Origin of the sequence: Algihabitans albus, assembly GCF_003572205.1 — a bacterium.
Taxonomy (GTDB): Bacteria; Pseudomonadota; Alphaproteobacteria; order Kiloniellales; family DSM-21159; genus Algihabitans; species Algihabitans albus.
The window spans coordinates 600037-626602 of the sequence record NZ_QXNY01000004.1 but is presented as its reverse complement, the minus strand read 5'-3'; the positions used below and the strand labels follow the sequence as shown (position 1 = coordinate 626602).

At 65.1% G+C, this 26566-nt stretch carries 23 protein-coding genes and 1 riboswitch; of the genes, 12 read left to right on the top strand and 11 right to left on the bottom strand.

The genetic code is table 11. From position 1 onward, the window contains the following. Positions 1-58 precede the first annotated feature (58 nt). Positions 59-2434 carry a coiled-coil domain-containing protein gene (locus DBZ32_RS13070; RefSeq protein WP_119167561.1) on the top strand — a complete coding sequence of 792 codons (2376 nt, stop codon included), beginning with the start codon at positions 59-61 and terminating at the stop codon, positions 2432-2434. A 47-nt stretch (positions 2435-2481) separates the two neighbouring features. After that, positions 2482-4329 (top strand): ABCB family ABC transporter ATP-binding protein/permease, encoded by a 1848-nt coding sequence (locus tag DBZ32_RS13065; RefSeq protein WP_119167560.1) that lies wholly within the window; start codon positions 2482-2484, stop codon positions 4327-4329. A 61-nt stretch (positions 4330-4390) separates the two neighbouring features. Here DBZ32_RS13065 and DBZ32_RS13060 read toward each other — a convergent pair whose 3' ends face one another. Next, entirely contained in the window at positions 4391-5437 is a 1047-nt protein-coding gene (locus tag DBZ32_RS13060; RefSeq protein ID WP_162906742.1) for a serine hydrolase domain-containing protein, read from the bottom strand. A gap of 165 nt (positions 5438-5602) precedes the next feature. Between DBZ32_RS13060 and meaB the strand changes: the two genes are divergently transcribed. The 3 genes from meaB to DBZ32_RS13045 all read left to right on the top strand — a co-directional run bounded on the left by meaB (position 5603) and on the right by DBZ32_RS13045 (position 7933). Continuing rightward, the gene (meaB, locus tag DBZ32_RS13055) at positions 5603-6607 is read left to right on the top strand and encodes a methylmalonyl Co-A mutase-associated GTPase MeaB (RefSeq protein ID WP_119167558.1); all 1005 of its coding nucleotides are present in this window, start codon (positions 5603-5605) and stop codon (positions 6605-6607) included. A gap of 150 nt (positions 6608-6757) precedes the next feature. Continuing rightward, positions 6758-7057, top strand: a complete 300-nt coding sequence (gene rpmB, locus DBZ32_RS13050) for a 50S ribosomal protein L28 (protein WP_119167557.1) — start codon at positions 6758-6760, stop codon at positions 7055-7057. A 537-nt stretch (positions 7058-7594) separates the two neighbouring features. Beyond that, entirely contained in the window at positions 7595-7933 is a 339-nt protein-coding gene (locus DBZ32_RS13045) for a hypothetical protein (RefSeq protein WP_119167556.1), read from the top strand. Between the two features lie 13 nt (positions 7934-7946). Here the strand turns inward: DBZ32_RS13045 and yddG are convergent, their stop codons facing one another. Then, entirely contained in the window at positions 7947-8846 is a 900-nt protein-coding gene (gene yddG, locus DBZ32_RS13040) for an aromatic amino acid exporter YddG (RefSeq protein ID WP_119167555.1), read from the bottom strand. A 691-nt stretch (positions 8847-9537) separates the two neighbouring features. Here yddG and DBZ32_RS13035 point away from each other — a divergent pair. Further along, on the top strand, positions 9538-9990 hold the full coding sequence (locus tag DBZ32_RS13035) for an Rrf2 family transcriptional regulator (protein WP_119167554.1): 453 nt from the start codon (positions 9538-9540) through the stop codon (positions 9988-9990). A gap of 25 nt (positions 9991-10015) precedes the next feature. Here DBZ32_RS13035 and DBZ32_RS13030 read toward each other — a convergent pair whose 3' ends face one another. After that, entirely contained in the window at positions 10016-10972 is a 957-nt protein-coding gene (locus DBZ32_RS13030) for an acetyl-CoA carboxylase carboxyltransferase subunit alpha (protein WP_119167553.1), read from the bottom strand. A gap of 117 nt (positions 10973-11089) precedes the next feature. Continuing rightward, a riboswitch (TPP riboswitch) is annotated at positions 11090-11222 on the top strand. A 64-nt stretch (positions 11223-11286) separates the two neighbouring features. On the opposite strand from DBZ32_RS13030, the gene DBZ32_RS13025 reads away from it, so the two are divergent. Then, complete coding sequence (locus DBZ32_RS13025; RefSeq protein ID WP_407923496.1) at positions 11287-12225, top strand: ABC transporter substrate-binding protein; 939 nt, start codon at positions 11287-11289, stop codon at positions 12223-12225. 18 nt (positions 12226-12243) lie between these two features. Here the strand turns inward: DBZ32_RS13025 and DBZ32_RS13020 are convergent, their stop codons facing one another. The 5 genes from DBZ32_RS13020 to DBZ32_RS22125 all read right to left on the bottom strand — a co-directional run bounded on the left by DBZ32_RS13020 (position 12244) and on the right by DBZ32_RS22125 (position 18280). Then, positions 12244-13929 (bottom strand): methyl-accepting chemotaxis protein, encoded by a 1686-nt coding sequence (locus DBZ32_RS13020; protein ID WP_119167552.1) that lies wholly within the window; start codon positions 13927-13929, stop codon positions 12244-12246. A gap of 196 nt (positions 13930-14125) precedes the next feature. After that, positions 14126-15103 carry an HpcH/HpaI aldolase/citrate lyase family protein gene (locus DBZ32_RS13015; protein WP_119167551.1) on the bottom strand — a complete coding sequence of 326 codons (978 nt, stop codon included), beginning with the start codon at positions 15101-15103 and terminating at the stop codon, positions 14126-14128. A 163-nt stretch (positions 15104-15266) separates the two neighbouring features. Further along, entirely contained in the window at positions 15267-16247 is a 981-nt protein-coding gene (gene xerD, locus DBZ32_RS13010) for a site-specific tyrosine recombinase XerD (protein ID WP_119167550.1), read from the bottom strand. Between the two features lie 49 nt (positions 16248-16296). After that, positions 16297-18159, bottom strand: coding sequence for a hypothetical protein (locus DBZ32_RS13005; RefSeq protein ID WP_119167549.1), 1863 nt, complete (start codon positions 18157-18159; stop codon positions 16297-16299). Beyond that, positions 18140-18280 (bottom strand): hypothetical protein, encoded by a 141-nt coding sequence (locus tag DBZ32_RS22125; RefSeq protein WP_162906741.1) that lies wholly within the window; start codon positions 18278-18280, stop codon positions 18140-18142. Before DBZ32_RS22125 ends, DBZ32_RS13005 begins: the two co-directional genes overlap by 20 nt. A 328-nt stretch (positions 18281-18608) precedes the next feature. Between DBZ32_RS22125 and DBZ32_RS13000 the strand changes: the two genes are divergently transcribed. The 3 genes from DBZ32_RS13000 to DBZ32_RS12990 are packed head-to-tail and all read left to right on the top strand — an operon-like array spanning position 18609 to position 21682. Further along, positions 18609-19202, top strand: coding sequence for a shikimate kinase (locus DBZ32_RS13000; protein ID WP_119167810.1), 594 nt, complete (start codon positions 18609-18611; stop codon positions 19200-19202). Next, positions 19195-20346 (top strand): 3-dehydroquinate synthase, encoded by a 1152-nt coding sequence (gene aroB / locus DBZ32_RS12995; RefSeq protein ID WP_119167548.1) that lies wholly within the window; start codon positions 19195-19197, stop codon positions 20344-20346. Before DBZ32_RS13000 ends, aroB begins: the two co-directional genes overlap by 8 nt. Before the next feature lie 25 nt (positions 20347-20371). Then, complete coding sequence (locus DBZ32_RS12990) at positions 20372-21682, top strand: HlyC/CorC family transporter (RefSeq protein WP_119167547.1); 1311 nt, start codon at positions 20372-20374, stop codon at positions 21680-21682. Between the two features lie 43 nt (positions 21683-21725). Here DBZ32_RS12990 and DBZ32_RS12985 read toward each other — a convergent pair whose 3' ends face one another. Next, positions 21726-22313 (bottom strand): YqgE/AlgH family protein, encoded by a 588-nt coding sequence (locus tag DBZ32_RS12985; protein WP_119167546.1) that lies wholly within the window; start codon positions 22311-22313, stop codon positions 21726-21728. 193 nt (positions 22314-22506) lie between these two features. On the opposite strand from DBZ32_RS12985, the gene DBZ32_RS12980 reads away from it, so the two are divergent. Together DBZ32_RS12980 and DBZ32_RS12975 are read left to right on the top strand one after the other, a co-directional pair. Beyond that, a complete protein-coding gene (locus DBZ32_RS12980; RefSeq protein WP_235830181.1) occupies positions 22507-24630 on the top strand; it encodes a protein-disulfide reductase DsbD family protein in 2124 nt (707 codons plus the stop codon). 134 nt (positions 24631-24764) lie between these two features. Beyond that, positions 24765-25247, top strand: a complete 483-nt coding sequence (locus DBZ32_RS12975; protein ID WP_119167545.1) for a peroxiredoxin — start codon at positions 24765-24767, stop codon at positions 25245-25247. Between the two features lie 111 nt (positions 25248-25358). Here DBZ32_RS12975 and folE read toward each other — a convergent pair whose 3' ends face one another. After that, a complete protein-coding gene (gene folE / locus DBZ32_RS12970; protein WP_119167544.1) occupies positions 25359-25985 on the bottom strand; it encodes a GTP cyclohydrolase I FolE in 627 nt (208 codons plus the stop codon). Positions 25986-26100: 115 nt separating this feature from the next. Further along, positions 26101-26481, bottom strand: a complete 381-nt coding sequence (apaG, locus tag DBZ32_RS12965) for a Co2+/Mg2+ efflux protein ApaG (protein ID WP_235830205.1) — start codon at positions 26479-26481, stop codon at positions 26101-26103. Positions 26482-26566: the final 85 nt, after the last annotated feature.

The following is a 26566-nucleotide window of genomic DNA, read 5'->3' as shown; positions in this document are numbered from 1 at the left end:
TCCCGCTCGGCGGCACCCTGCCCAGGGTGGCCGCAGACCGCGAAAGGATGCCTGTGACATGGAGCACTGGCGCCGCACCCTTCCGATCTTCACCGTCGCGGCACTGGCCTCGCTGACCTGGGCCGGGTTCGTCGCCTGGTACCTCGAACGCACGCTGGGGTGGGCCAACCTGGGCCAGCTGCTGCCGACCGATCTGGCGGCCGGTCTCGGCGGAGTCCTGCTGCCGCTCGCCCTGATCTGGCTGATTGCTTTCACGCTGGTCAGCGCGACCAGCCTCCGCGCCGAAAGCCGCGATCTGCTGAAGAAGCTCGACGCGCTGGCCTACCCGCCGGATACGGCGGCGGTCCAGGTTCGCGACATCACCCGGCAGTTGGCCGAGCAGGGAGAGGTCCTTCGCCAGACGGGCGCTGAAGTGGCCGAGAAGCTGGAAACCGTGCGCGTGGCCTTCGCAAAGCAGAGTCAGGAGCTGACCGGTGCCGGTGTGCGCGCCTCGTCGCAGGCCGAGCAGCTCCGCGAAGCGCTTTCCGCACAACAGATGGAACTGACGGAGGCGCGCGGGCATCTCGCCGCCTTGGTGGCGGAGAGCCGCTCGGCCAGCGAGACCGAGATCGCCGCCTACGACGAAGTGCTCGAGCGGGCGCGCAAGACCGCCGGGGAAATCGCCGCCACCCTGCGTCATCCCGCCGAGGCCTTCGAAGGCGCCATAGAGCGGGCCCTGGGCGACAGCGGGCGCGCCGCCGAGCAGATGGCCGACCATGCCCGTGCCATGGCGGCGGCCACCGAGGAAGTGAAGGGCGCGGCCGTCTCGCTGCGCGCCGATCTGGAGGGCGACAGCAAGGCCGTGATCTCCGCGGCAGGGCGCTTGGCCCGCGAGGCCAAGGCCTTCTCGGACGAAGTGCAGGACTCCCTCGCCCGCCTGACGGGGGCGTTCGAGCGGACCACGGCACAGGCCGACTATCTCAAGGCGACGCTCGACCAGGAAGCCGAGGCCATGCGGGGCCTCTCGAGCGAAATCGAGGATAAGGCATCGGGAGTGACCGAGAGGCTGACCGAGGGCGGCGAAGCGGCGCGCGAGACTTTTGCGGCGGCGGCAAGCGGCGCCAAGGAGATGACCGTCCTCTTCCGGGCGCAGGGCACGGAGCTCGCCGGGATCGCAGAGCGCTCCGGCCAGCGTCTGCGCGAACAGGTCGAGCAGTCGACGGCGGAGTTGACCGCCTTGGCCGAGGCCAATTCCGAGAGTTTCACGGAACTGGCCGCCTATGCCGGACGCAAACTGCAGCAGGCCGGCGAACTGGTTCGGCCCCATGTCGAATCGCTGAACGCAGCCTCCGACCGCGCGGTCGAGAAAGCCGAACGAGCCGGTCAGGCCTTCCAGACGCGTGCATCGGAACTGCGGGCCGCAGCGGAGGAGACCGGGCGGCGGGTCGGCGAAGTGGGCAGCGGCTTGCGGGGCCTCTCGGCCGAACTGCGCGAAGCGGCAGGCCTGGCAGAACGGCGGGAACTGCAGGCCGCGGCCGAGTTGCGCGCCCAGAACGAGGTGCTGGCCGCGTCGGCCGCCGGCGCTCAAAAGGCCGCCGGCGCCCTACGCAGCGCGGTCGAAGAGGAACTCGCCCGCCTGCAGGTGCTCAGCGGCGAGCTGAATCGCCTGACCCTCTCGCTGCAGGACGAGCTGACCGGGCAGACCCGCGCCCTCAACGATGCGACGGCTGGCGCCAAGGCCGCCGGCGCCGACTTGCGCGAGGAAGCCCATGCGCAACTGGCGGACCTGCGGGACGTCTCGGAGAGCTCTTTGCAGTCGCTCACCAGGCTGGGCGATCTGGTGGCCGAACGCAGCCAGGCCCTGGGCAGTTCCGCCGAAGTGGCCCTGATCAAAGCCGGCGAACTGGGACAGCTGCTCGATCGCCAGAGCAGCCAGTTCGATACCTCGGTCAAGAAACTGGCCGAGCGGCTGGAGGAGATCAGCGGTCAGTTCCAGCAGCGCAGCGGCGAACTGCGCCAGGCTGCCGACGAGGCCGGACAGCAGGCCTTGAGCCTGAAGCAATCGGACTTGGAAACCCGCCGGGATCTCTTCCTGCGCAGCGCGACCGTGATGATCGAGGATCTGAATTCCCAGGCCATCGATCTGACACGGCTGTTCGAAGGCGAGGTGCCGGAGGATCTCTGGAAGCGCCATCGCAGAGGCGACCGCTCGATCTTCGCGCGCAGGCTTGCCCGCCAGAAGGACGAGAGCTACATCGCACCCAAGATCGCCGAGCATTTCAAGGAAGACGAGCGTTTCCGCGAGCAGGCGACGCGCTATATCAACCAGTTCGAAAGCCTCATGAGCCAGGCTTCAGCCTGCGATCCCGAGCACGTCTTGAGCGCCACCTTCCTGACCGCCGACGTCGGCAAGCTCTATCTGCTGCTGTCGCGCTCACTCGGACGCACCCAGTAAACCAGGCTGCGGCGTTCGGCTCTAGATACCAAGCGGAGCACCTCTCGATGCCGTCCGATCCCGTCCCGGCGAAGGTCCCGGGCGCGCGCAGTCAGTGGCAGACCCTCAAGGATCTGCTGCCCCATCTCTGGCCTGCCGACCGGCCGGACCTGCGGCGCCGCGTCGTTCTTGCCATGGTTTGCCTCTTCGCGGCCAAGGGCGCGATCGTCGTGGTTCCTCTGCTGTACAAGCAGGCGGTCGACGCCCTGACCTTGACCGGCGCCGCAGGCGGCCCGCCGCCCGAGATCGTTGTCCCGGTCTTCATCATCCTGGCCTACGGCGCGGCGCGGGTTTTCAGCCTGTCGTTCCAGGAGTTGCGGGACTTCTTCTTCGCGAAAGTCGGTCAGCGGGCGATCAGGCAGGTCGCACTGGGCACCTTCAAGCACCTGCACGGGCTGTCGCTGCAGTTCCATCTCGATCGCCAGACCGGCGGGCTCAGCCGCGTCATCGAACGCGGCACCAAGGCGATCGACACGTTGCTCAGCTTCGCGCTCTTCTCGATTCTTCCGACCTTCGTCGAGCTCGGATTCTCCGTGGCCATCCTCTGGGCGCTCTACGGGATCGAGGTGGCCGCCATCACCCTGGTCACGGTCAGCAGCTATATCGTCTACACCTACCGCGTCACCGAATGGCGCCTGCAGCTGCGCCGTGAGATGAACGAGAGCGACCAGCAGGCCAACACGCGCGCGATCGACTCTCTGATCAACTACGAGACGGTGAAGTACTTCGCCAACGAGGCCCACGAAGCGGCGCGCTACGATGTCGGGCTGCGCGCCTACGAGACCGCGGCCACCGCCTCCAAGACCTCGCTTTCGATCCTGAACATCGGCCAGGCCGCGATCATCGCCGCCGGCGTCACCGCGCTGATGCTGCTATCCGCCATGCGGGTCGCGGAAGGCACCATGACCGCCGGCGACTTCGTCGCGGTCAACGCCTACATGATGCAGCTTGCCCAGCCGCTCAACTTCTTCGGCTTTGTCTACCGCGAAGTGAAACAGTCGCTGGTCGACATGGAGACCATGTTCCAGTTGCTGAAGGTCGACACCCAGGTGAAGGACAGCCCCAGCGCGCCCGACCTGCACCTTCAGGGCGGACGGATCGAGTTCAAGAACGTGCACTTCGCCTACGATTCGGAGCGCCAGATCCTGCGGGGAATCGACTTCGCCGTTCCGCCGGGTCACAGCGTCGCGGTCGTCGGCCCTTCGGGCGCGGGCAAGTCGACGCTGTCGCGGCTGCTCTTTCGCTTCTACGACGTCACGGAGGGCCGGATAGAGATCGACGGACAGGATCTGCGCGAGATTACGCAGGCCTCTCTGCGCCGGGCGATCGGAATCGTGCCTCAGGATACGGTGCTGTTCAACGACACCATTGGCTACAACATCGCCTACGGCAATCCGACGGTCGGTCCGGCGGAGGTCGAGCGTGCCGCCGATCTGGCGCATATCGGGAGCTTCGTCCGCGGTCTGCCCAAGGGTCTCGAGTCCCTGGTCGGCGAGCGCGGCCTGAAGCTGTCGGGCGGCGAGAAACAGCGCGTGGCCATCGCACGCACCATCCTGAAAGCGCCTGCGATCCTGCTGTTCGACGAGGCCACCTCCGCTCTCGATACCCAGACCGAGCGGGAGATCCAGGCCAACCTGCGCGAGGTCAGCCGCGGCCGCACCACCTTGGTGATCGCTCATCGCCTGTCGACCGTGGTGGAGGCCGACGAGATTCTGGTTTTGGAGGCCGGCCAGATCGTCGAGCGAGGGCGCCACGCCGACCTCCTGGCCGCTGGCGGCGTTTATGCGGCCATGTGGCAGCGCCAGCAGGAGGCCGAGAAGGGGCCGGCCGAGGACTCGGTTCACAGCCCGGTTTAACCGGGCCGCGGCGGCAAGACGTCACAAAGCGGGGCGGCACAATCGGATGACGCGATCCTGTCTAGACCCTGTCGAGCACGGCCTGCAGCAGAGTTCGGAGCGCCCGGTCGCCGAACGCGCGGTCGAAACCGTTCAGAGCCACCGCCATCACCAGATCCCTCTCCGGCACCATGCCCAAAACCGCATACCAGAGGGTGTTGGAGCCGTTGGCCCAAACCAGCGTCGCCTGATGGTTCGGCAAGGACTGGAGCGACCAGCCTAGGCCATAGTCCTCGACCACGGGCCTGCGCATTTCGGTGCAGCTTTCGCGCGACAGGAACGCGGGGAACGCATCGTTGCAGGCCGCCAGATGCGCCTGTCCCCAGGCCACCAGGTCCGCAAGATTCAGATGCAGACCGCCGGCAGGACCCATCCAGGCCGGATTGTCCGCGCCTTCCCTCCGGGGGTCCTTCGCGTGCAACAGGCCAAAATAGCTCTGGTGCCCCCAGGGTGCCGCAGCGTCGGTCGGGGCGCCGAACCCTAGGGAGGGGAGGCCCAGCGGCCTCGCGATCTCGCTGACAATCAGGTCTTCCCAAGACCGTCCGGCGACGACTTCGGCAACGGCACCGGCAAGCACATACCCCAGGTTGGAGTACACGAACCGCCCCGGCTCTCCGCCAGGTGCGCTGACCCAGAGCCTCCGAAGCCGCGTCAACCGCTCCGCGATGAGGTCGTCCCCGACGGCGCGCAGCAGTTCGACGGTCGAGACGTTCGCGGCAAGGCCGGCTGTATGGCTCAAGGCCTGCCGCAGAGTGATCGCACGCCAGTCCGCCTGCATCTCCCCCGCGTATTGCGGCAGCAAGCCCCCAATCGGCTTGTCCAGCGCGAGGCGGTCTCGCTCGACCAGCTTCAGTATCAGGGAAGCTGTGAAGGACTTGGTGATCGAGCCGATATGCCAAGGCGCCCCGGGACCAATGGGATCTTGGCTGCGCTTGTGCCGCAGTCCGGACACCAGCGTCACAGGTTCGCCGCCGCCTCGGGCGACCGCCGCGCCGACCGCAAAGCGCGTTTGCTCTGCGGCAAGCAGGGCGAAACTCGTGCGAAAGGGATCCTCGATCGAGTTGACCATGACTGTCTTCTGATGAACTGACTTCTTATGAACTGAGACGTTCCAGAGGTTGGCGGTCATACCGATCGACCGCTCGGACCGCCAGGCCGATTTAGTGGCTGTGGATTGGAGAGGCACAGCCGGGCCTTTCGCCTCCAACCTGCCTCCGCTAGCTTGCTGGGCGTCATGCCCGAGTCGAACGCCACGGTTTCCCTCTCCCTCGCGCAGGATCTCCTTGCCGGCAAGCGCCGGGCCCTGGCGCGCGCCATCACCTTGATCGAATCGACGCGACCTGACCATCGCGCCGTGGCCGAAGCCATGCTCGCCGAGGTGCTCCCGCAGACCGGCCGGTCCATGCGACTCGGAATCTCAGGCGTGCCGGGCGTCGGCAAATCGAGCTTCATAGAAGTGCTTGGCGGGAAGTTGATCGAAGCGGGGCATAAAGTGGCGGTACTCGCGATCGACCCCTCCAGCCGGCGCACCGGCGGCTCCATTCTGGGCGACAAGACCCGCATGGAGGAGCTGGCACGCAACCCCTCTGCCTTCATCAGGCCCTCGCCGACCGGCGGCTCGCTGGGCGGTGTTGCGCGACGCACCCGGGAAGGCATGCTGGCCTGCGAGGCCGCCGGCTTCGACGTGGTGATCGTGGAAACCGTCGGCGTCGGACAGTCGGAGACCGCCGTCGCCGACATGGTCGATCTCTTTCTGCTGCTGTTGCTGCCCAGCGGTGGCGACGAACTGCAGGGCATTAAGAAGGGTGTCGTGGAGATCGCCGACCTGCTGGTGGTCAACAAGGCCGATGGCGAGATGGCCGAGGCCGCCGCGCGCGCCGCAGCCGAGTATCAGTCGGCGCTGCGCATGCTCCGGCCCCTGTCGGATGCCTGGCAGGTCCCGGTTCTCCGCTGTTCGGCCCTGACCGGCACCGGGGTCGCGGAAGTCTGGCAGGCCGTCGAACGGTATCGCGATGCCCTGGGAGAGCCGGGGCTGGCCCGGCGGCGCGCCGACCAGGCGCGGGCCTGGCTCTGGAGTGAAATCGACGACACCTTGCTGGCGCGCTTCCGCCGCCATCCCGCCGTCGCGGAGGCCCTGCCGGCAGCCGAACGCGCCGTCATGGCAGGAGAGACCACCCCCGGCCTCGCCGCCGACCGGCTGCTCAAGACCTTCGGCGTCGAGCCGAAAGAGCCGCGATAGAAGTCTAGAAATCGCGAGGCCCGCTTGGCGCCCGCCACTTGACGTGGCTGCGCGACCTCCCTACAACACCGCCTCGCGCGGTGGCTAGGAAGGCTGCCTGTCGCATCCCGTCTGGAAACCCTAGAGTCTTAAGCTTCGAGGAAGAGATCGATGGCCCGCCGTTGCGCTTTTGTCGGCAAGTCGGTGATGTCCGGCAACAACGTCAGCCACGCGAATAACAAGACGCGCCGGCGCTTTCTACCCAATATGCAGTCGACGGCGCTTTACAGCGACGCGCTCAGTAAGATGGTGCGGCTGCGTCTCTCCACAAGCGCGATCCGGACCATCGAACATAAGGGCGGCCTGGACAGCTTTCTGACCGGCACCGCCGATGCGAAGCTGGGCCTCGAAGCGGTTCGCATCAAGCGCCAGATCGAGAAGGCCAGGGCGCGTCGAGAAGCGGCGGCCTAAGCCACCCGACATTCATGAGCCTTCGCCAAGGCCCGCCTTTTCCGCGGGCCTTTTGCGTTGTGGGCGGGAAGCCGCGTGCCGGGGTCGCACGCCTCCCCATGCAACATTAGAATTCTGTATTTATTTTGCAATTCCATTAGAAATACAAATTAAGTGAGACTGTCTTTGATAAAAATCGGCTTTCTCTAATCTTGATTGATGCTCCCCTCACCACAACATGTCAGTCATCACAGATAAAGCCAAGCTACGGCATGATCTGTACGAACCATGACTGTATACACCCTCGGAGGAGAGAGATTTGGAAAGCCAAATGAAAAAGTTCGACTTAGCCACAATAAAACAATGGTTGGCCGACGATGTCACGGTTCGGCTGCCTGGCTGGGCTTTGGCTCTTTGCAGCTTGGTCCTGCTCGCGCTCGTTCTGGACTAGCTCGATCTCCAAGGCCACGCGCAGGATCTGAAGAACCGGCCGACGGCCGCTTCGCCGCGAACGGTCCCAAATTACATAGTCACCCACAAACGACAGGAGGTTTTCCAGTGAGAACCCACGTGTTCTCTGCGGCCCTGATTGCGGCGCTCGCCGCACCGTCGGTTCTGCAGGCTCAGGACATAACGCCGATCGCAGACCTGCAACGCGGTACCATGGCGACGGTCGCCGGCACGGTCGAACGACTGCTTGACGAAGACGAGTTTCGCCTGGCCGATGAGAGCGGCAGCATCGCCGTCTATGTCGGCCCCAACTGGGTTCCGGCCGACGTTGGCGAGGCGGTCACAGTGGAGGGATTTGTCGACGACGGATTGATCAAGGAGTTCTATGCCCGCGAACTGACCCGGGCCGACGGCTCGGTTGTGACCTTCGAGCGCCGCTACGACTGATCCGCCGAGAACCTCAGACGCGCCGTCGTCGCAACAGATTGAGCGATCCCAGGACCGCACCGCTGATGATCAATGCGCAGGCCAAGGCGACGTGCCAACCGGCCTCGCCTTGGCCGACCGCGATCAGCGTGACGGTCGAGAGCAGCGGCGCCGAGTAGGCGAAGGCGGCCAGCGCCTGGATGTCGCCGTGTTTGGTGCCGAAATCCCAGACGAAAAAGGCAAGGCCGACCGGCCCCAGACCGAGCAGCAGCACGGCGCCCCATTGGCACCGGTTCGGGGGAACCCAGCTCTCGAACAGCAGGTGGCAGACAAGGCCCAGCAGCGCTGCGCCCGCGCAGAATCCGGTGACGGTCTGGGTCGGCACGCCACCGAAGCGTCGGTTCATCACCGAGTAGAGCGCCCAGGTGAGGGCGCAGGCCAGGGCCGCCATGTATCCCAGCGCGAAGCAGTCATCGAAGTTGAAGCCCTGACCCTTGGTCACCAGAAAGCCGGCACCCGTCAGACCCAGCAGGACCGAGAGGAGATGGAACCAGCGCAAGCGCTCGCCTGGCAGCAAGGCCGAAAAGAGCAGCGTCAGGAGCGGCCAGAGATAGGTGAGCAGGCTCGCCTCGACAGCCGGGGCGTTCCCGAGCGCCAGGAAATAGAAGACATGGCAGCCGAAGAGACCGGACACGCCGAGCATCCAGGCTTGCCAGGGCTGCTGCAAGCAGTGCCAAGCCGCCCGCCCCTTCAGGAGCAGTGCGACAAGGCCGACGGCGGTGCCGAGCGAGAAGCAGAGGAACGCCAGCTGGAACGGTGGAATTCCGTCGGCCCAGGTGGTGAAGAGCGCAAGCAAGGCCCATAGCAGGACCGCAGCGCCTCCGGCGAGCGTGGCAAGGAGGCGCTTCGCCTCGACCGTTCGAGCCAGAGTCATGTTCGAACGACTCCCAGCAGCGGCCGCGGCTCAAGGGATCCGCTCCGCGAGCGGTCAGGCCGGGCGGCTAGGGTCTTCAAGCAACAGAAGAGGGCGGGTCTCGGGCGGCCTCGGCGAGGTCGCCGATCGCAGAAGCGCTCTAAGGCGGGCTATGGAGCTGCTCGTGCAGCGATGCACTTAGGACCTGCGGATTGGCGCATTTCCGATCCGGCTCAAGCCTGATTTGACAGCATCGCCGACCGCGCCGCCGCAAGGCGGACGGCTGATCGGGCTCGCCGACAGCGATAGCGAAATCCCTCGGCGCGACTGCGGCGCGGAGACTGGATGAGAAGAACCGCGTGATCATGAAACCCCCGACGAATGGCTGATTGAACTGGTCGTCCATCAACTCTTGAATCAGTCGATTGCCTTAGAAACAAAACCAATTAAATATGCATATGAAATATATATTTAATTACGTCAAAGGGCAAAATTGGGCCTTACGACCTTTCGCCAAACACCTGACAGGGAATTCGAGATCCGTGAGACTTGCGAAGTCGCCCGTGTCACAGCACACAAGGGGCTATGAGACAGACGTCGGGTGATTTCCCGAACGGGGAAAGAAAGTGGTAGTTTCAGTCAATACAGTCGGGCAAGAGCTGTTTGCGGTAGAAATAATATGTATATTGCATTCATAAATAGGTAGACGAAGATGCGGTTGAACGTCCAAACGGACTATGCACTGAGGCTGCTGACCTTTCTGGCGGTTGCGGAGGAGACACGCGCGACCACGGCCGACATCGCCGATCGCTTCGGGATTTCCAAGACGCACCTGACAAAGGTCGCAAACACGCTCGGGCACGAAGGATTCGTCGAGACGGTAAGAGGCCGGGCGGGCGGCCTTCGACTGGCGCAACCGGCCGGACAGATCGTCATCGGCAAGGTCGTGCGGCGCATGGAAGCTGACTTCGCCATCGCCGAATGCTTCCAAAGTGGAACGGGCGGCGAAAAGAGCGGTTGCCTGATCTTTCCCGCTTGCCGGCTGCGGGGCGTCCTGCAGCAGGCCTTGGAGGCCTTCATGGCCACGCTCGACGCGGTCACCCTGCACGACCTCGTCACGCTGAACCCCGATCTAAAGGGGCTCTTGAGTCCCGAAGAAGCCTGATCGGATCGGTCTCAAGACAGGCGAATCAAGACAGGCCGACCTTGCCCATCTCCAGGAACTTGGCGCGGCGCTGCTGGCGCAACTCGCCCGGCGCAACCGCCTTGAGGCTGCCCAAGGCGGACGACAGAGCGTCGCCGACCGCCGCGATGATGGTGGAAGGGTCGCGATGCGCGCCGCCGATCGGCTCCTCGAGCACAGCATCGGTCACGCCGAGGCGATAGAGGTCCTGGGCCGTCAGCCGCAAGGCTTCGGCCGCTTCCTTGGCCTGATCCGAGGAGCGCCAGAGAATCGACGCACAGCCCTCCGGCGAGATCACGGAGTAGACCGAGTGCTCCAGCATCAGCACCCGGTCGGCGGTGGCCAAGGCCACGGCACCGCCGGACCCGCCTTCGCCGATCACCACGGCGACCACTGGCACCTGCAGGCCGAGCGAAACCTGCATCGACTTGGCGATGGCCTCGGCCTGACCCCGCTCCTCGGCGCCGATGCCGGGATAGGCGCCGGGCGTATCGACGAAGGTCACCACGGGCAGACGAAAGCGCTGGGCGAGCCCCATCAAGCGCTGCGCCTTGCGATAACCCTCGGGACGAGCCATCCCGAAGTTGCGGACCTGACGGCTTTGAAGGTCCTTGCCCTTCTCCTGCCCCAGGATCACGCAGGCGTAACCGCGCAAGCGGCCGAGACCGCTCAGAATCGCTGCGTCTTCCCCATAGAGGCGGTCGCCCGCCAAGGGGACGAAGTCGTCGACCAACTGGGCGATGTAGTCGCTGGCTTGAGGCCGCTGCGGATGGCGAGCCACCTGAGTCTTCTGCCAAGCGGACAGCTTGGCATAGGTGCTCCGCAGCAGGCGGTCGGCCTTCGCCTGGAGGCGCCCCACCTCCTCGGCAATGTTCAGGTCGCCGGCGTCGGAAAGGTGCTTGAGCTCTTCGATCTTGCCTTCCAGCTCGGCGACCGGCTTCTCGAAATCCAGATAATCACGCATGGCGCGGGGGATAGCACAGGGCTTCGCAATCGCACAGATGCAAAACTCCATGACACTTATCCGCCAAGCCTCTTTCACGAAGCATTGCAAGACGGCGCGGGACGGTTATTCTGATTCCGACGTTCCTAGGGGTGTCCCTGCCGGTCGCGGTCGCGGCCGGCCCGGGGGCTGAGATACCGTCCGGCAAGGCGGTGACCCTTCGAACCTGATCCGGATCATGCCGGCGCAGGGAAAGGACGGTCGGCATCGCCTCGGAAGCGCTCCGGGCAGAGGGTCGGCACCCTTCCTTCCGTTCGGCCGGGAGGAGATGCCAGATGATGTTCCGCTTTGCCTTTTGCCTTGCCATCTCGCTGCTGACGGCGGCTTCGCCTGCCAGGGCCGAGACGCTGACGGTTCTGTTGGACTGGTTCGTCAATCCGGACCACGCGCCGCTGATCGTGGCCCTTGATCGCGGCTACTTCGCCGAAGAAGGGCTGGAGGTCGAGTTCCTGGAACCGGCCGACCCCAACGATCCCCCGAAACTGGTTGCCGCGGGGCAGGTCCCGATCGCCATCTCCTATCAGCCCCAGCTCCACATGCAGGCGGCTCAGGGCCTGCCGGTGGCGCGCATCGCGACCTTGGTGGCCACCCCCTTGAACACACTGGTGGTGCTGGCCGAGGGTCCCGTCGAAACCCTGGCCGACCTGGAAGGCCGCAAAATCGGCTACTCCGTCGGCGGCTTTGCCGAGGCCATGTTGAGCGGCATGCTGGCGCCGGCCGGCTTGAGCCTGGAGGACGTCGAGCTGATCAACGTCAACTTCGCCCTCAGCGCCTCGCTGCTGTCGGGTCAGGTGGATGCGGTGATCGGCGCCTACCGCAACTTCGAGCTCAACCAGTTGGAAATCGAGGGTTCGGAAGGCCGCGCCTTTTATCCCGAGGAGCATGGGATTCCGGCCTACGACGAGCTGGTGGTGATCGCCAACGCGAACCGTCTGGAGGACCCCCGCCTGCCGGCCTTCATACGTGCCCTCGAACGCGGCACGATCTACACCATCAACCATCCCGAAGACTCCTGGGAGATCTTCAAGGCCTACAAACCGGGGCTGGACGACGAGTTGAATCGACGTGCCTGGTGGGACACCCTGCCGCGCTTCGCTCTGCGGCCCGCGGCCCTGGACGAAGGGCGCTATCGCCGCTTCGCGCAGTTCCTGATCGATCAGGGCGTGATCGAGGAGGCCCCGGCCTTGGAGAGCTACGCGGTGGAGTTGGAGTAGACCTGAGATCAGGCCGCTTTAGCCGGCGCGGATCTCCGCCAGGAACTGCTCGACTTCGGCGCCCAACTCGTTGGACTGGTTCGAGAGATCGCCCGACAGCCCGAGCAACTGCTGCGCGGTCTCGAGGTTGGTCTGAGCCGCAGTGGACACGCTGGAGATATTGCGTGCCGTCTCCTGAGTGCCCCCGGCCGCCTGCTGAGCGTTGCGGGCGATCTCCTGAGTGGCGGCCGACTGCTCCTCGACCGCCGCCGCGATAGTCGCCGAGATCTGTTGCATCGAAGAGTTGGTCGTCCGAATCGTCTCCATGGCCTGGGCCGCTTCGACGGAGATGCCCTGCATGGAGCTGATCTGTTGGCCAATCTCCTCGGTGGCCTTGGCCGTCTGAGTCGCCAGATTCTTGACCTCACTGGCCACGACAGCGAAGCCCTTACCGGCCTCGCCGGCCCGCGCAGCCTCGATGGTCGCATTCAGCGCCAGCAGGTTGGTCTGCTCGGCGATCTCCTGGATCAGAGTCACGATCGCACCGATCTTCTCGGCCGAGGTCTTCAGACTTCCAACGGTTTGACTGGTCTGCTCGGCCTTGCTGGATGCCTCATCGGCGATCCGCGCGGCCTCGCCGACCTGACCGCTGACCTCCCGGATCGAGGCCGACAGTTCTTCGGCGGCACTCGCAACGGTCTGAACGTTCTGTGCGGCTTCGTCGGTCGTCGCGGCGACGCTGACGCTGGACTGACTGGCGCTCTCGGCACTCTCCGCGACGGTCTGGGACGCAGACTGCATGCTGCCGGCGGCGCTGACCAAGCCGCCCACGAGTCCACCGACCGAACTCTCGAAGCGGGAGGCCAACTGATCGAAGGTGCGACGGCGCTCGGCTTCGGCCTCGCGGCGCGCCTGTTCGGCTTCGGCCTGCATCTGCTGCTTCTGTTGCGCTTGCTCCTTGAAGACCTGCAGCGCCTCCGCCATCCGGCCGACTTCGTCGCCGCGACTGGTCTCGGCGATCGCAACCTCCAGGTCGCCGTCGGCGATCCGTCGCATCTTGGCCGAAAGTCCCCCGAGGCTGCTGACCAAGTCTCTCTGGACCGCGTAGACGAGCGCCACCGCAATCAGAGTGAGCACGACAATCGCCGCCGCCACGCGCGTTGCCAGCGCCATGAAGGCAGCTCGAAGATCGTCGAGATAAACGCCGGTGCCGACGAAGGCATCGAGACTGGGAATAGGAACGACGTAAGACAGTTTCTGTTCCGGCACATCCGAACCGGCGCGCGGCCACATGTAGTATTCACGTCCGCCGCCAGCGCGCGCGGTTTCCGAGAGATTTCGGAAGAAGTAGACACCGTCCGCATCTTGGGTATCCCAGAGATTGCGGCCTTCGAGAGCTGGTTTCGCGGCATGCGCCAAGACCTCGCCATCAAGCTTGATGATGAAGAGATACTCGTTTTCCGCGTACCACATATTGTGAATTACACTGCGAAGCTGTGCGAGTGACTCCTCGGGGGCCAACTCACCGGCGCTCACGCGCTCAGCGAGAGAAGCCGCATAGCTCTGAGCCGTCTCGGAGATGTTCTGCAGCTTGCTAACCCGATCCTCGACCATCTGCAGTCGAGCGAAATGGAGACCGATACCCGCCGCGATCAACAAGGAGATCACGGTAAGCCCCAGCAAACTCCAGAGCTTGGTAGCAATCGACAGGGATTTCAAAGACATGGCAAGCCTCGGCTGGGTGGGTAACGCTCCCGAGACGTTCTATGGGAAAGAGGTCAATGAAAGGTTATTTCGCCTCTAATAACCAAAAAATACACTATAAGTAGAATTTGAAGGCTAAATACACCTCAGCAAAAAGAGCCGGCGCAGTCCGCGCGCCGGCTCTTTCGCATTTCTTGCACTGACTCCAAGCTTAGCCTCAGGCAGCGGCGATCTGCTCGGCCTTCTTGACCATGACCTCGGCCTGCTTGATAGAGGCGATGTCGATCAACCTACCGTCGAGGCTGACCGCACCCTTACCCTCTTTCTGCGCCTGGTCCATGGCTTCGATGATGCGCTGCGCCTTGGTGACCTCTTCCTCGGAGGGGCTGTAGACCGCATTGGCCAGTTCCAGCTGACTCGGGTGGATCGCCCACTTGCCTTCGCAGCCCAGAACGGCAGCCCGATAGGCTTGAGCCTTGTAACCTTCGGGGTCGGAGAAGTCGCCGAAGGGTCCGTCCACCGGACGCAGGCCGTTGGCCCGGGCTGCCACCACCATGCGGGCAATGGCATAGTGCCACATGTCGCCCCAGTGGTAATCGCGGCCGCCGTCGCCGTTGGGGTCGGTCAGAACGCCGTAGTTCGGGTTCGGTCCGCCGATGACGGTCGTGCGCGCCCGCGTCGAGGCCGCGTAGTCGGCGACACCGAAATGCAGCGACTCGTTACGCTTGCTGGCGCCCGCGATGGCGTCGACGTTCGCCATCCCGAGCGCGGTCTCGATGATCATCTCGAAGCCGAGCCGCTTCTTGCGCCCGACCGCGTCCTCGACCTGAGTGACCAGCATGTCGACCGCGTACACGTCGGCGGCAGTGCCGACTTTCGGGATCATGATGAGGTCGAGGCGCTCCCCGCCCTGCTCGATCAGGTCGACCACGTCCCGGTACATGTAGTGGGTGTCGAGGCCGTTGATGCGGACCGACATGGTCTTGCTGCCGAAGTCGATCTCGTTGAGCGCCTTGACGATGTTCTTGCGCGCCTGCTCCTTGTCGTCCGGCGCCACCGCGTCTTCCAAGTCCAGGAAGATGACGTCGGCCTCGGCGTCGGCCGCTTTTTCGATAAAGCGATAGTTGCTTCCAGGCACGGCAAGCTCGCTGCGGTTCAGGCGCGGCGTTGCTTGCTCGACAATCGTAAAGCTCATTCAGTCTTCCCCTTGATTGGCTGATCTTCTCGCGGCGGACGACAACCGCCAGCATAGGAATAGCGCCGCCGCAGCATCAGTGACGAACGCAAGGGACGCGGCGAGGCGCGACTTTACATAATTGCTGGTAATACCAATCGCAACGGCAAAGCGATGACGGAGATCACTCCGCCGCCTCGGTCTCCTCCGGCTCGACCGGATTGGTCGGCTGAGCCAGGGGATGATGGTCTTCGACCAGCGTCTTCAGCCGATCGCTGAGCACGTGGGTATAGATCTGCGTGGTCGCGATATCGGCATGCCCCAAAAGCTGCTGAACGGAGCGCAGGTCCGCGCCTCGCGCCAGCATGTGGCTGGCAAAGGCATGGCGCAGCACATGCGGCGAAATCTTGCTGGGCTCCAGCCCGGCTTCGACGGCCAGTTCCTTCAGCAGCTGCGCGACTCTGTGACGCGTCAGATGCCCGCCAAGACTGCGCGAGGGAAACAGCCAGGCATCGTCCTCGGACCGGCGGAGAAAACGACGGCGCACTTCGCAATAGGCGTCGAGTGCGGCACGTGCAGGGCGGCTGACCGGCACCATGCGCTCCTTACCACCCTTGCCGCGAACGACTAGCAGACGCGGATCGCGCGTCACCGCCGAGACCGGGAGGCCGACCAGTTCGGAGACACGCAGCCCAGTGGCGTAGAGCACCTCCAGAAGCGCCGTCAGCCGCAGCCCCTCGGCCCCCTCGCGCTGGCGGGCGGCCTCCAGCAAGCGATCGACCTCCGCCTCCGACAGGACCTTGGGCAGGCTGCGGCCCTGCCGCGGACTCTCCAGCGTTGCCGTGGGATCGTCCTGGCGCAGCCCTTCGCCGTAGATAAACCGGTAGAACTGCCGCAAAGCCGAGAGCCGCCGCGCGGCTGTCCGCGCCGACATTCCGGTCGCAGAGAGATGACTCAAGTAGCGGCGCAGCGCCTCGGCGTCGGCGCTTTCCAGAACGCCGCCGTCTTCGGCCAGAAAAGCGCCCGCATGGCGCAGGTCGCGCGCATAGGCGTCCAGGGTGTTCTTTGCCGCTCCTCGCTCGACGACCAGCATCTCGAGAAAGGCTTCGGCTTGTGCAGAAAGGTCAAATCCACGCGCGGATTTTCGGTTCGAGGGGGCCGTCATGGCATTGAGTCTCCGACTCTTTTTTCCGATCTTGTACTGTTTTATGGCGTCAGAGACCCCGTGATGCCAGGGCCTCCATGGCGAATTGTCGTGCTTCCACCCCCAAATCGAGAGAAACCAAGGCTTCTACGACGGCCGCAAGTTCAAGCGGATGCAACTCGCCAGCCGAGCGGTCACCCAGAACGGCCGAGGCCCGGAGCAGTGCCTCGCCCAGGCGCGACGCCTGTCCGGCAGTCGCCAAGGCCTCAAGCTGCGGTTCACCGGTCGGGGCCGCGGCACTTGCGGGGCCGGGGCTCACGGCCGCAAGAGCCTCTCTCTCTCCCAGCCCGTATAACGCAGCCGCGAAAAGCGCTACGGTTTCGCTATCGAGCCCCGTGGCCGCCGTGTCGCTGGCCCAATCTTGAAGATCGGTCCAGCCGGCTGCCGGGGTTCCGGCAAGACGCGCATAAGGCCAGAGAAGGCGGCGCGCCTCGGCGGCCTCCGGCCACTGCGCGGCCGCACTGCCTGCATTCTCAAACCACGCAAGGGCCTGTTCCAGCCGCCCGCTGTAGAAGAGCGCGCGCCCCGGTCCCGAAGCCCAGCGCGCCAAGGCCGGTTCCGGCTGCAAATCAACTACGACCGGCTCGGCAGCCTGCAGACCGGCGAGCGCAACTCCCTGCAGGCTCGTTCCGCTCAGATAGCGGGAGAGCAATTCGACCCGTTCCGGCGGCGAGGCCCCGCTTTCCAGTGCCTGAAACAACAGTGCCCGGTCGCTCGGCTCCGCCGGATCGAGATCCGCACCGAGGGCACCCCGCAGGGTCGGGGCGTCGAAATCGAAAACGTCGTAGAAGTCCGCCAGGCGGCCGCCGGGCAGGACACCGGCCTGTACCGCACGCTCCGCCAGCAGCACACGGTCGGCCGCGGGGAGCGACTGCAGCCCGAGCAACTGCTCGCTTCGGCCAAGTGGCGCATCCGACAGCAATACCACATCGGGGCGCGCCTGAAGCTTGGCGAGCATGGCGATGTTCAGCGCGGTCGGCGCCGGCTTGTCCGGAGCACGGCCAAAACCCAGGAGAGCGTTGGCAAGCTCCAGGAAATCGGGATCGGCCTGTTCCCCGGCATCGGTCCGGTCCTGCTCTCGCAAAAGATCGAGACCGAGCAGGGCGGCCCTCTCATCTCCGGCAGCCAATTGGCAAAAGATCAGCGCCTTGGACCACCAGACACCGCCATGATCGGCAACGCCTTGCTGTCCGAGCCGGCAGGCCTCTCGCTCGTCACCCGTGATCAGACGAGCCTGCAAGCGCGTTCTGTCGAGCAGTTCGTCGCCGGTTGCCTCCGGCGCGACCTCGAGCAAGCGGATCAAGGCGGGCGTGTCGCCCAGCGCAAAGAGCCGGTCCGCCCGCAAACCCAGCAGACTGGGCATACCCGATCCGGCCGGCGCGCCACCCGGTGCCTTGGCGCTGGTCAGCAACAGCCGGCGCAGCAGGCTGCGCAAGGTGGGCGAGGCCAGATCGGCCGGGATGCCGCTCAGGAGCGCTGCGACCTGACGGCGTTCCAATCCAGCCCAGACATCGCCGCCGAAACCGTCTGGATCGCGTTCCGTGAGCACGCCGACAGTGGCGGGATCGATTGGCGCCAGCACGTCGACGAAAATTCCGTCGCGGGCGCGCGGCGCGTCGTCGATCGGCGCCGCCGGCAAGGCATCGACCTGCATACCGTCCGGCACGCGCGGCCGATCCTGTAAGGTTCCCTCCCCGGTCGCGCCAGGTGGCGGAAACAACGACCGGGGTGCACCGGCTTGATCGCTTTGCGCCGCGGCCGAACCGCCGAGCACCGGACCGCACAGCAACAGACCCACGCAGAAAGCGGTGGCCAGATGCGCGGACCCGATGGGCCGCAAGAAGCGAGGGATATCAGTCGAACAGGCGCTCATTCGGAATTACTTTCTCTACCTGCGCAGTCGGCGGCGGTAGGTCGAGGGTCATGATCGCGGCACCCGCCGCCGTCAGAAGCAACAGAAACAAAACCAAAACACCGGCAACAATCTTGCCCATTATCGACCTCGCAACGATTCATCTTTGGTCACTTCGCCTCTCACTCCGCCGGGTCAAACACCAGCGACACGCTGCCGCCCAGCGCAATCGTCGCGGCACCGGCCTGCATCGCTGGCGCTTGCACTCAGCCGGGCTGTCTGTGGTAGATTTTGTCTGTGGCGAAATGGCGGCAGTGATCATAAGTGTAAACGCCGCAAAACGGGCATGCAACGCCGCCCGAAGCCAAGCTGCCGGTGCGGCGGGGGTAAGACTGAGAACAACGGAGACACGGCCAATCATGCCGGAAGACGGCAGTTCAGGCCTCACGGCACCGGCTGACCCCTCGGCGATGGAGCGGCCGCAGAAGCCTCAGCCGCACGGACCGGCGCGCAGGCTGGCCTCCGAGGATAGCGTCGTACTGGTCGGACTGATGGGCGCAGGTAAATCTTGCATCGGACGGCGCCTGGCACAGCGATTGGGCCGACGTTTCGTCGATGCCGATACCGAGATCGAACGGGCGGCCGGCTGCTCGATCCCGGATATCTTCGCCGAGCACGGCGAAGCCTACTTCAGATCGGGTGAAAGGCGGGTGATTCAACGCCTGCTGCAGACGCCGGGGCAAGTCATCGCCACTGGCGGGGGTGCATTCATGGATCCGGAAACCCGGGCCGCCGTGGCCGCGGCCGGCCTTTCGGTCTGGCTACGTGCCGATCTGGATCTGCTGGTCAAGAGAACGTCCCGGCGGGATAGCCGACCGCTGCTGCGCGGGGGCAACCCGCGCGAGATCCTGCAACGGCTGATCCACGAACGTTATCCGGTCTACGCGCTGGCGGACGTCACGGTGGACGCGGCGGAGGGGCCGCCCGAAGCCACCGTCGAGCGCGTTCTCGAGAGTCTGTATCCCAAAGCGCGCAAGTCGGCGCCCGCGGGCACCCATGCCTAACCTCACTGCCGAGCGGCTCAGCGTGGATCTCGGTGCGCGCAGCTACGACATCGCGATCGGTCCAGGCCTCATTGCCCAGGCCGGCGCCGAGATCGCCGGTCTGTCAGACGCACCGAAACGGGTCGTGGCGGTGACCGACCATCACGTCGCGGAGCTACATTTGGCGACGCTCGAGCGCAGCCTGGGCAACGCCGGGCTCGCCTTCGACGCCTTCGTCGTACCGGCCGGCGAAGCCAGTAAATCCTTTGCAGGCTTCGAGAAGCTCTGCGAGGCGCTGCTGAGTGCCGGACTGGAGCGCAAGACCTGGCTGATCGCCTTGGGCGGTGGCGTGGTCGGCGATCTGACGGGCTTCGCAGCCGCCGTGCTGTTGCGCGGCCTCGATTTCGTGCAGATCCCCACCAGCCTGCTGGCGCAGGTAGATTCCTCGGTCGGCGGCAAAACCGGGATCAACGCCGCACAGGGCAAGAATCAGGTGGGGTCTTTCCACCAGCCCCGCTTGGTGCTGGCCGACAGCGGGGCTCTGGCCACGCTGCCGCGACGCGAGTTGCTGGCCGGTTATGCGGAGGTCGCGAAGTACGGCGCCCTTGGGGATGCCTCCTTCTTCGCCTGGCTGGAGGAGCACGGACCCCACGTCATCGAGGGCGACGCCACGGCACAGATCCGGGCCGTCGCCACGTCTTGCCGTGCCAAGGCGGAAATCGTCGCCGCGGACGAGCGCGAAAGCGGGCAGCGCGCCTTGCTCAATCTTGGTCACACCTTCGGCCACGCTCTCGAAGCCGAGACCGGCTACAGTGCCGCCCTGCTGCACGGTGAAGCCGTCGCAATCGGTATGGTCATGGCCTTCGACCTGTCGGTTCGTCTCGGGTTTTGCCAACCGGAGGAGACCGACCGCCTGCGCCGGCATTTGGCCGCCGTGGGCCTGGCCACGGACTTAACCGACCTGCCCCAGGTGGACTGGAACGCCGAGCGGCTGCTCAGCCATATGCGCAAGGACAAGAAAGTCGCGAACGGCCGCCTCACCTTCGTTCTCGCGCAGGGCCTCGGGCGTGCCTTTGTCACCCAGGACGTGCCGGAAGCCGAAGTCCTGGCCCTGCTACAGGACGTGATCGCCGCAAGCGCGCTCGGCCAGCAGGCGATCGGATAGACGGCGCACGACGAGACAAACGGACATGGATGCAGACCTGATTTTCTCCATCGGCGCAATCGCCGCGCTGTTGCTGCTCTCCGGCTTCTTTTCCGGTTCGGAAACGGCGCTGACGGCGGCATCGCGGGCACGCATGCATACCCTCGAGCAACAGGGCGACAGCCGCGCCCGGCTGGTCAACCGCCTCTGGCATCGCAAGGAGCGGCTGATCGGCGCGATCCTGCTCGGCAACAACGCGGTCAACATTCTGGCGTCCGCGATTGCCACGTCGGTGCTGATCCGGTTGGTCGGGGAGGCGGCGATCGCCTACGCGACCATAGGCATGACCCTGCTGGTGCTGGTCTTCGCGGAGGTTCTGCCGAAAACCTACGCGCTGATGTTCGCCGAGAAGGTCGCCCTCTTCGTCGCTCCGGTCATGCGCGTCGTGGTCACGGTCTTCAACCCGGTGGTACGGCTGGTGAACGGCATCGTCGCCGCCACGCTCCGCCTGTTCGGGACCCGTGTCGCCCTCGCCTACGGCTCGGAAGAGTGGGAAGAGGAACTGCGGGGGGCCATCGAGTTGCACAAGGGCCCTGGCGACGAAGTGCGCCACGAGCGCGAAATGCTGCGCTCCATTCTCGACCTGGCCGACGTCGAGGTCAGCGAGATCATGGTTCACCGACGCAACGTCACCACGATAAACGCGGACCAACCCTTCGAGCGCATTATCGAGGAGGTCCTGTCCAGTCCCCACACACGCCTGCCGCTCTGGCAGGATCAACCCGACAATATCGTCGGCGTCCTGCACGCAAAGGCGCTGTTCCGCGCGGTTCAGGCAGCCGGGGGCAAGCTGGACGACCTGGACATCGGGAGCATCGCGGCGAAGCCCTGGTTCATTCCGGATTCCAGCGACCTGCTGAGCCAGCTACATGCCTTCCGGAAGCGTCAGGAGCACTTCGCCATTGTGGTAGACGAATACGGCGAACTGTTGGGCGTGGTGACTCTGGAGGATATCCTGGAGGAGATCGTCGGCGACATCTCCGACGAGCACGACATCGAGGTCGAAGGCGTCGAGGTGCTGAAGGACGGCGCGGCCATCGTCAACGGCTGGGTCACCATCCGCGATCTCAATCGAAAGTGCGATTGGCGCCTGCCGGACGAGGAGGCCGCCACCGTGGCCGGTCTGGTGCTACACGAGGCGCGGCGCATCCCCGAGGTCGGTATGACCTTCGCTTTCCACGGCTTCCGTTTCGAGATTCTGGGTCGGCAGCGCAACCAGATCACCCTGATCAAGCTGACCTCTCTGGAACCCGTCGCCGACGACGACGGAGTCAGGGAAAGCCTGGCGGCAAGCTAGCCTGCTGCCCGACAAATCCGCCCGGTTGGAGTGCGGTCCCGCCCTAGGCGTGACCGGCATCTCCGCTAAGCATGGCGGCATCGAAACCCAGCTTGCGGATCGCTCGTTCCCACTTGTCTTCAAGCCCGCCGTCGAAAACTAGGATTTCGTCCGCCTCAACGTGCAGCCAGCCGTTCTTCTGAATCTCCTGATCGAGCTGGCCGGGCCCCCAGCCCGCATAGCCCAGTGCCAAGAGGGCCTGACGCGGGCCGGAGCCGTAGGCCAGGTCGCGCAGGATGTCCACCGTGGCGGTCAGCGCAAAGGCATCGTTCACCTGTAGGCTGGAATCCTGCAGGTAGTCCGCCGAGTGCAAGACGAATCCGCGGCCGGTCTCGACCGGACCGCCGAAGTGGACGCGAATGTCCTCGCGTGCCTCGGGTCCGTCGATACCGAGTTGTTCCAGCAGATCGGGGAACGTTAGCGAGCCGGCAAGCTTGTTGACCACCAGCCCCATCGCACCCTCGGAGCTATGGGCGCAAAGATAGATGACGCTGCGCTCGAAACGCGGATCGGCCATGGTCGGCATTGCGACAAGCAGCTGCCCGGTCAGATAACCAATGTCTTCCGCATCCTGATCGTCCGGCTTGTCCATTCTATCGACGCGCCTCCTTCCAAACCGCCTAGATAGGGACCTGATCGCGCCCACGGGAGGCTGGACCTGGCGGACAAGAGCAATATGACGCGATCAACACGCCCTTTTGAGGGCACGTGACACGCTGTCCGGTAGTTTGGCCTGCTGACTGCACTTATCTTTAGATCCAAGACCAACAGCCTAGCGCGGAGCCATGCTGAAGGCGATGCCCGGAGTGAGACCGCTGACCCGCATTTTCCTGGCGGCCCTGTTTTTGTTCGCGAGCAGCGGTAGTGCCCTGGCGGCGGCCGGCGCGTGGGACGAGAACGAACAGGCGCGCGTACGCGTCATCGCCGCAACTGGCGCTGTTGGGACCGCCGACCAGCTCAGCGCCGGGCTCCAGTTCGAGCTGGCGGAAGGCTGGAAGACCTACTGGCGCTCGCCAGGGGATGCCGGTCTGCCCGTCACGGCCGATTGGAGCGGGAGCGAAAACGTCGCGGCGGTGGAGTTCGGCTGGCCAGTCCCGCATCGCTTCTCTCTCTTCGGACTCGAGACCTTCGGCTACGGCGAGCAGGTGGTCTTCCCCCTGACCGTCACACCGGAGACACCGGGCGCACCCGTCGCCCTGCGGGGCCGAATCGACTATCTGGTCTGCGAGGAGATCTGCATCCCCCATAGCGCCGAGGTCAGCCTGGACCTGCCGGCCGGCGCGCAGACCCCGGCCCGCGAAGCCTTCCTGATCGAGCAGTTTCGCAGCCAATTGCCGAGCGAAACCTCCGGTCTTTCTCTCGAGAACGCCAGGCTGGTCGGCGAGTCGCTGGAGGTGGAAATCGCGTCGATCCTGCCTCTGACCGATCCCGATGTGCTGGTCGAAGCGCCGTCCGGCTGGGCCTTCGCGGCGCCCCAGAAAACAGTCGGCGCGGAGGGCAAGACGGCGCGCCTCACCCTGACGGTGATCGAGGGCAAGCGCACCGAGGCGCCGCTGGCCGGTACGCCCGTGACCTTGACGCTGACCGACGTCAACCGTGGAGTCGAGCAGGAAATTCGGCTCGATCCGCCGGCCGCCCTCGCGCCTTCTGTGCAACTTGCGCCGGTGTTGCCCGAAACCGGTCTGCTGACGGTGCTGGGGCTGGCACTGCTGGGCGGATTGATCCTCAATCTGATGCCCTGCGTGCTGCCGGTTCTCTCCATCAAGCTGCTCTCGGCAGTCAGCCACGGCGGCCGGAACCGCGCCGCGGTGCGTCTGTCGTTCCTGGCCTCGGCGGCCGGCATCCTCTTCTCCTTCCTGGTTTTGGCCGGTGGCGCCATCGCTCTACAGCTCGGCGGTCTCGCTGTCGGCTGGGGCATTCAGTTTCAGCAGCCGGTCTTCCTGGTCGCCATGGCTGCGGTGGTGACGCTCTTCGCCTGCAACCTCTTCGGCTTCTTCGAAATTCCCCTGCCAAGCTGGCTTTCGGGCACGGCGCAGCTCGGGGACAACCATAGCCTCGGCGGTCATTTCGTTACCGGCGCCTTTGCGACGCTGCTCGCCACGCCTTGTTCGGCGCCGTTTCTCGGCACCGCAGTGGGCTTCGCACTTTCCCGGGGGCCTGGAGAGATCCTCGCGGTTTTCGCGGCGCTCGGACTGGGACTCGCGCTGCCCTATCTCTTGATTGCCGCGGCGCCGGGTCTGGCGACCGCGCTGCCGCGGCCCGGCGCCTGGATGATCACGCTGCGCCGACTGCTCGGACTGGCCCTCGCCGCGACCGCCGCCTGGCTGCTCTCCGTGCTGGCCGTCCAACTCAGCTTGGCCGCGGCCCTGATCCTCGGTGGTCTCCTGACGCTTCTCGGCCTGACGCTCTTCGCCCGTCATCGCGGCCGCCTCGCGGCTCTACCGGGCCGCGCCGCTGCGGCCGGACTGATCGCGATCTGCATCGCCGTGGCAGCGCTGGCCCGCAATCCCGCGCCTGCGACGGCGGAAACTGCCGACTGGGCTCCCCTGGACCGCCAAGCCATCGCCCGCCACGTCGCCGAGGGCCGGACGGTTTTCGTCGACGTCACGGCGGAGTGGTGCATCACCTGCCAAGTCAACAAGACCCTGGTCCTGGACACGGCCGAGGTCACCGAACTGCTGGGCGGCGAGGGGCTGGTGGCGATGCGCGGCGACTGGACCCGGCCCGACCCTATGATCGCCGACTATCTGGCCAGCTTCGGGCGCTACGGCATTCCCTTCAATGCGGTTTACGGCCCCGACGCTCCCAACGGCCTGACCCTCCCCGAACTCTTGAGCCGCTCTGCTGTCCTGGAAGCCCTGGACACCGCCGGCTTCGACGCCAGCACCGCGACGGCGGCGTCACAATAGAGTCTCCCGCGCCGCGCTTGGCGCTGAACGGCCGGCGTCTTATCTATGCGGCGTTACACCACGCGACCGCATTGCGGCGGGCCGCTCGGTTCAGCCGTTGAATCAGGAAATAGTCAGGGAAGGGAAGCTCCGTCATGACGATCAAGGTGGGCGACAAGATCCCCAGCGCCACGCTGAAAGTGAAGACCGAAAACGGTATCGAAGACCTCACCACGGACGCGCTGTTCGGCGGCAAGACGGTCGTCCTTTTCGCCGTTCCGGGCGCCTTCACGCCAACCTGCTCCGCCAAGCATCTTCCAGGCTTCGTTGCCCATGCCGACGAGATCAAGGGTAAGGGCGTCGACACCATCGCCTGTCTCTCGGTCAACGACGCCTTCGTCATGGACGCTTGGGGCAACGATCAGAAAGCCGCTGACAAGGTCACGATGGTGGCCGACGGGAACGGTGAGCTGACGCAAAAACTGGGCCTGGAGATGGACGGGTCGGCCTTCGGCCTGGGCACGCGCTCTCAGCGCTACGCCATGGTGGTCAAGGACGGCACGTTGGCCGCCCTGCATCTCGAAGAGCCCGGCGCCTTCGAGGTCTCGAGCGCCGAGGCCGTGCTCAAAGCGCTGTAAGAGCGTCCTGCTCTTTCCAAAGCCAACGGCGCCGGGGTCACTCTCCGGCGCCGTTTTCCTTTGAACCGAGGGAAGATCGAGACGCCTGGAAGCCCGATTCTAGACCAGACCCTAAACCAATCCTTGAGCCGTCGGGTTGCCGAGCAGCGAGAGGAATTCGCGGCGTGTGGCCGCGTCCTTGCGGAAACAGCCGAGCATCCGGCTCGTCACCATTGTGGTGCCCGGCTTGTGGATGCCGCGTGTGGTCATGCAGTGGTGAGTTGCCTCGATCACCACGGCGACACCGGAAGGCTCCAGCACCGCCTCGACCGTGTTGGCGATCTGCGCCGTCATCTTTTCCTGAATCTGCAGACGTCGAGCATAGGCGTCGACGACGCGCGCCAACTTTGAGATGCCGACCACCCGATGGGTCGGCATGTAGGCGATATGCGCCCTGCCCACGATCGGCGCCAGATGATGCTCGCAGTGGGACTCGAAGCGGATGTCGCGGAGCAACACCATTTCGTCGTAACCCTCGACCTCGCTGAAGGTGCGCTGAAGCAGCTCCAGAGGATCGATCGCGTAGCCGCCGAAGAACTCCTCGTAGGCCCGCGCCACGCGTGCCGGCGTGTCCTGCAAGCCTTCGCGATTGGGATCGTCGCCCGCCCAGGCGAGCAGGGTGCGGACCGCGGCCTCCGCCTCCTCGCGGCTGGGGCGACTGTCGGCGGTCTCGCCGGTGGGGACGGGAGTCAGGGTCATGGGCGATCGCCCTTCGTGCTGTTGGGAAGATCGGCCGAACTGGCCTCTTGTCGAAGCGCGAAATGGCATTAAACCAGCGGAAGTCAAGCAGTCTGCGCCAGCGCCCGAAGCCGGTTCAATTCGGCTGCATCACCTCATAGGGCGAGTCGAGGGAAAAGGCGGGGATATCGATTTCGAAGTTCTGGCCGGCCTCGGGGCCGTCGCAGCGAACCAGTTGATAGCGTCCCACCATCATGCCCGAGGGCGTCGGAAGCGGGCAGCCGCTGGTATACTCGAAGCGCTGCCCCGGTGAGAGCGTGGGCTGCTCCCCCACCACGCCGGCACCCCGCACCTCCTGAATGCGACCGCGCGCATCGGTGATATGCCAGTAGCGGCTGACGAGTTGCACCGTTTCCTCGCCCCGATTCTCGATGTTCACCTGATAAGCCCAGACGAAACGGTCGTCGGTCGGGGACGACTGATCGTCGAGATAGATGGGCCGCACGGTCACACGGATCCCCAGGTCGTTTTTTCGTAGATTCCGCCTTCGTGCATAGCGCCTTTAGATCCTCTACCAGCTTTCAAAAGAGTGACACGGCTGC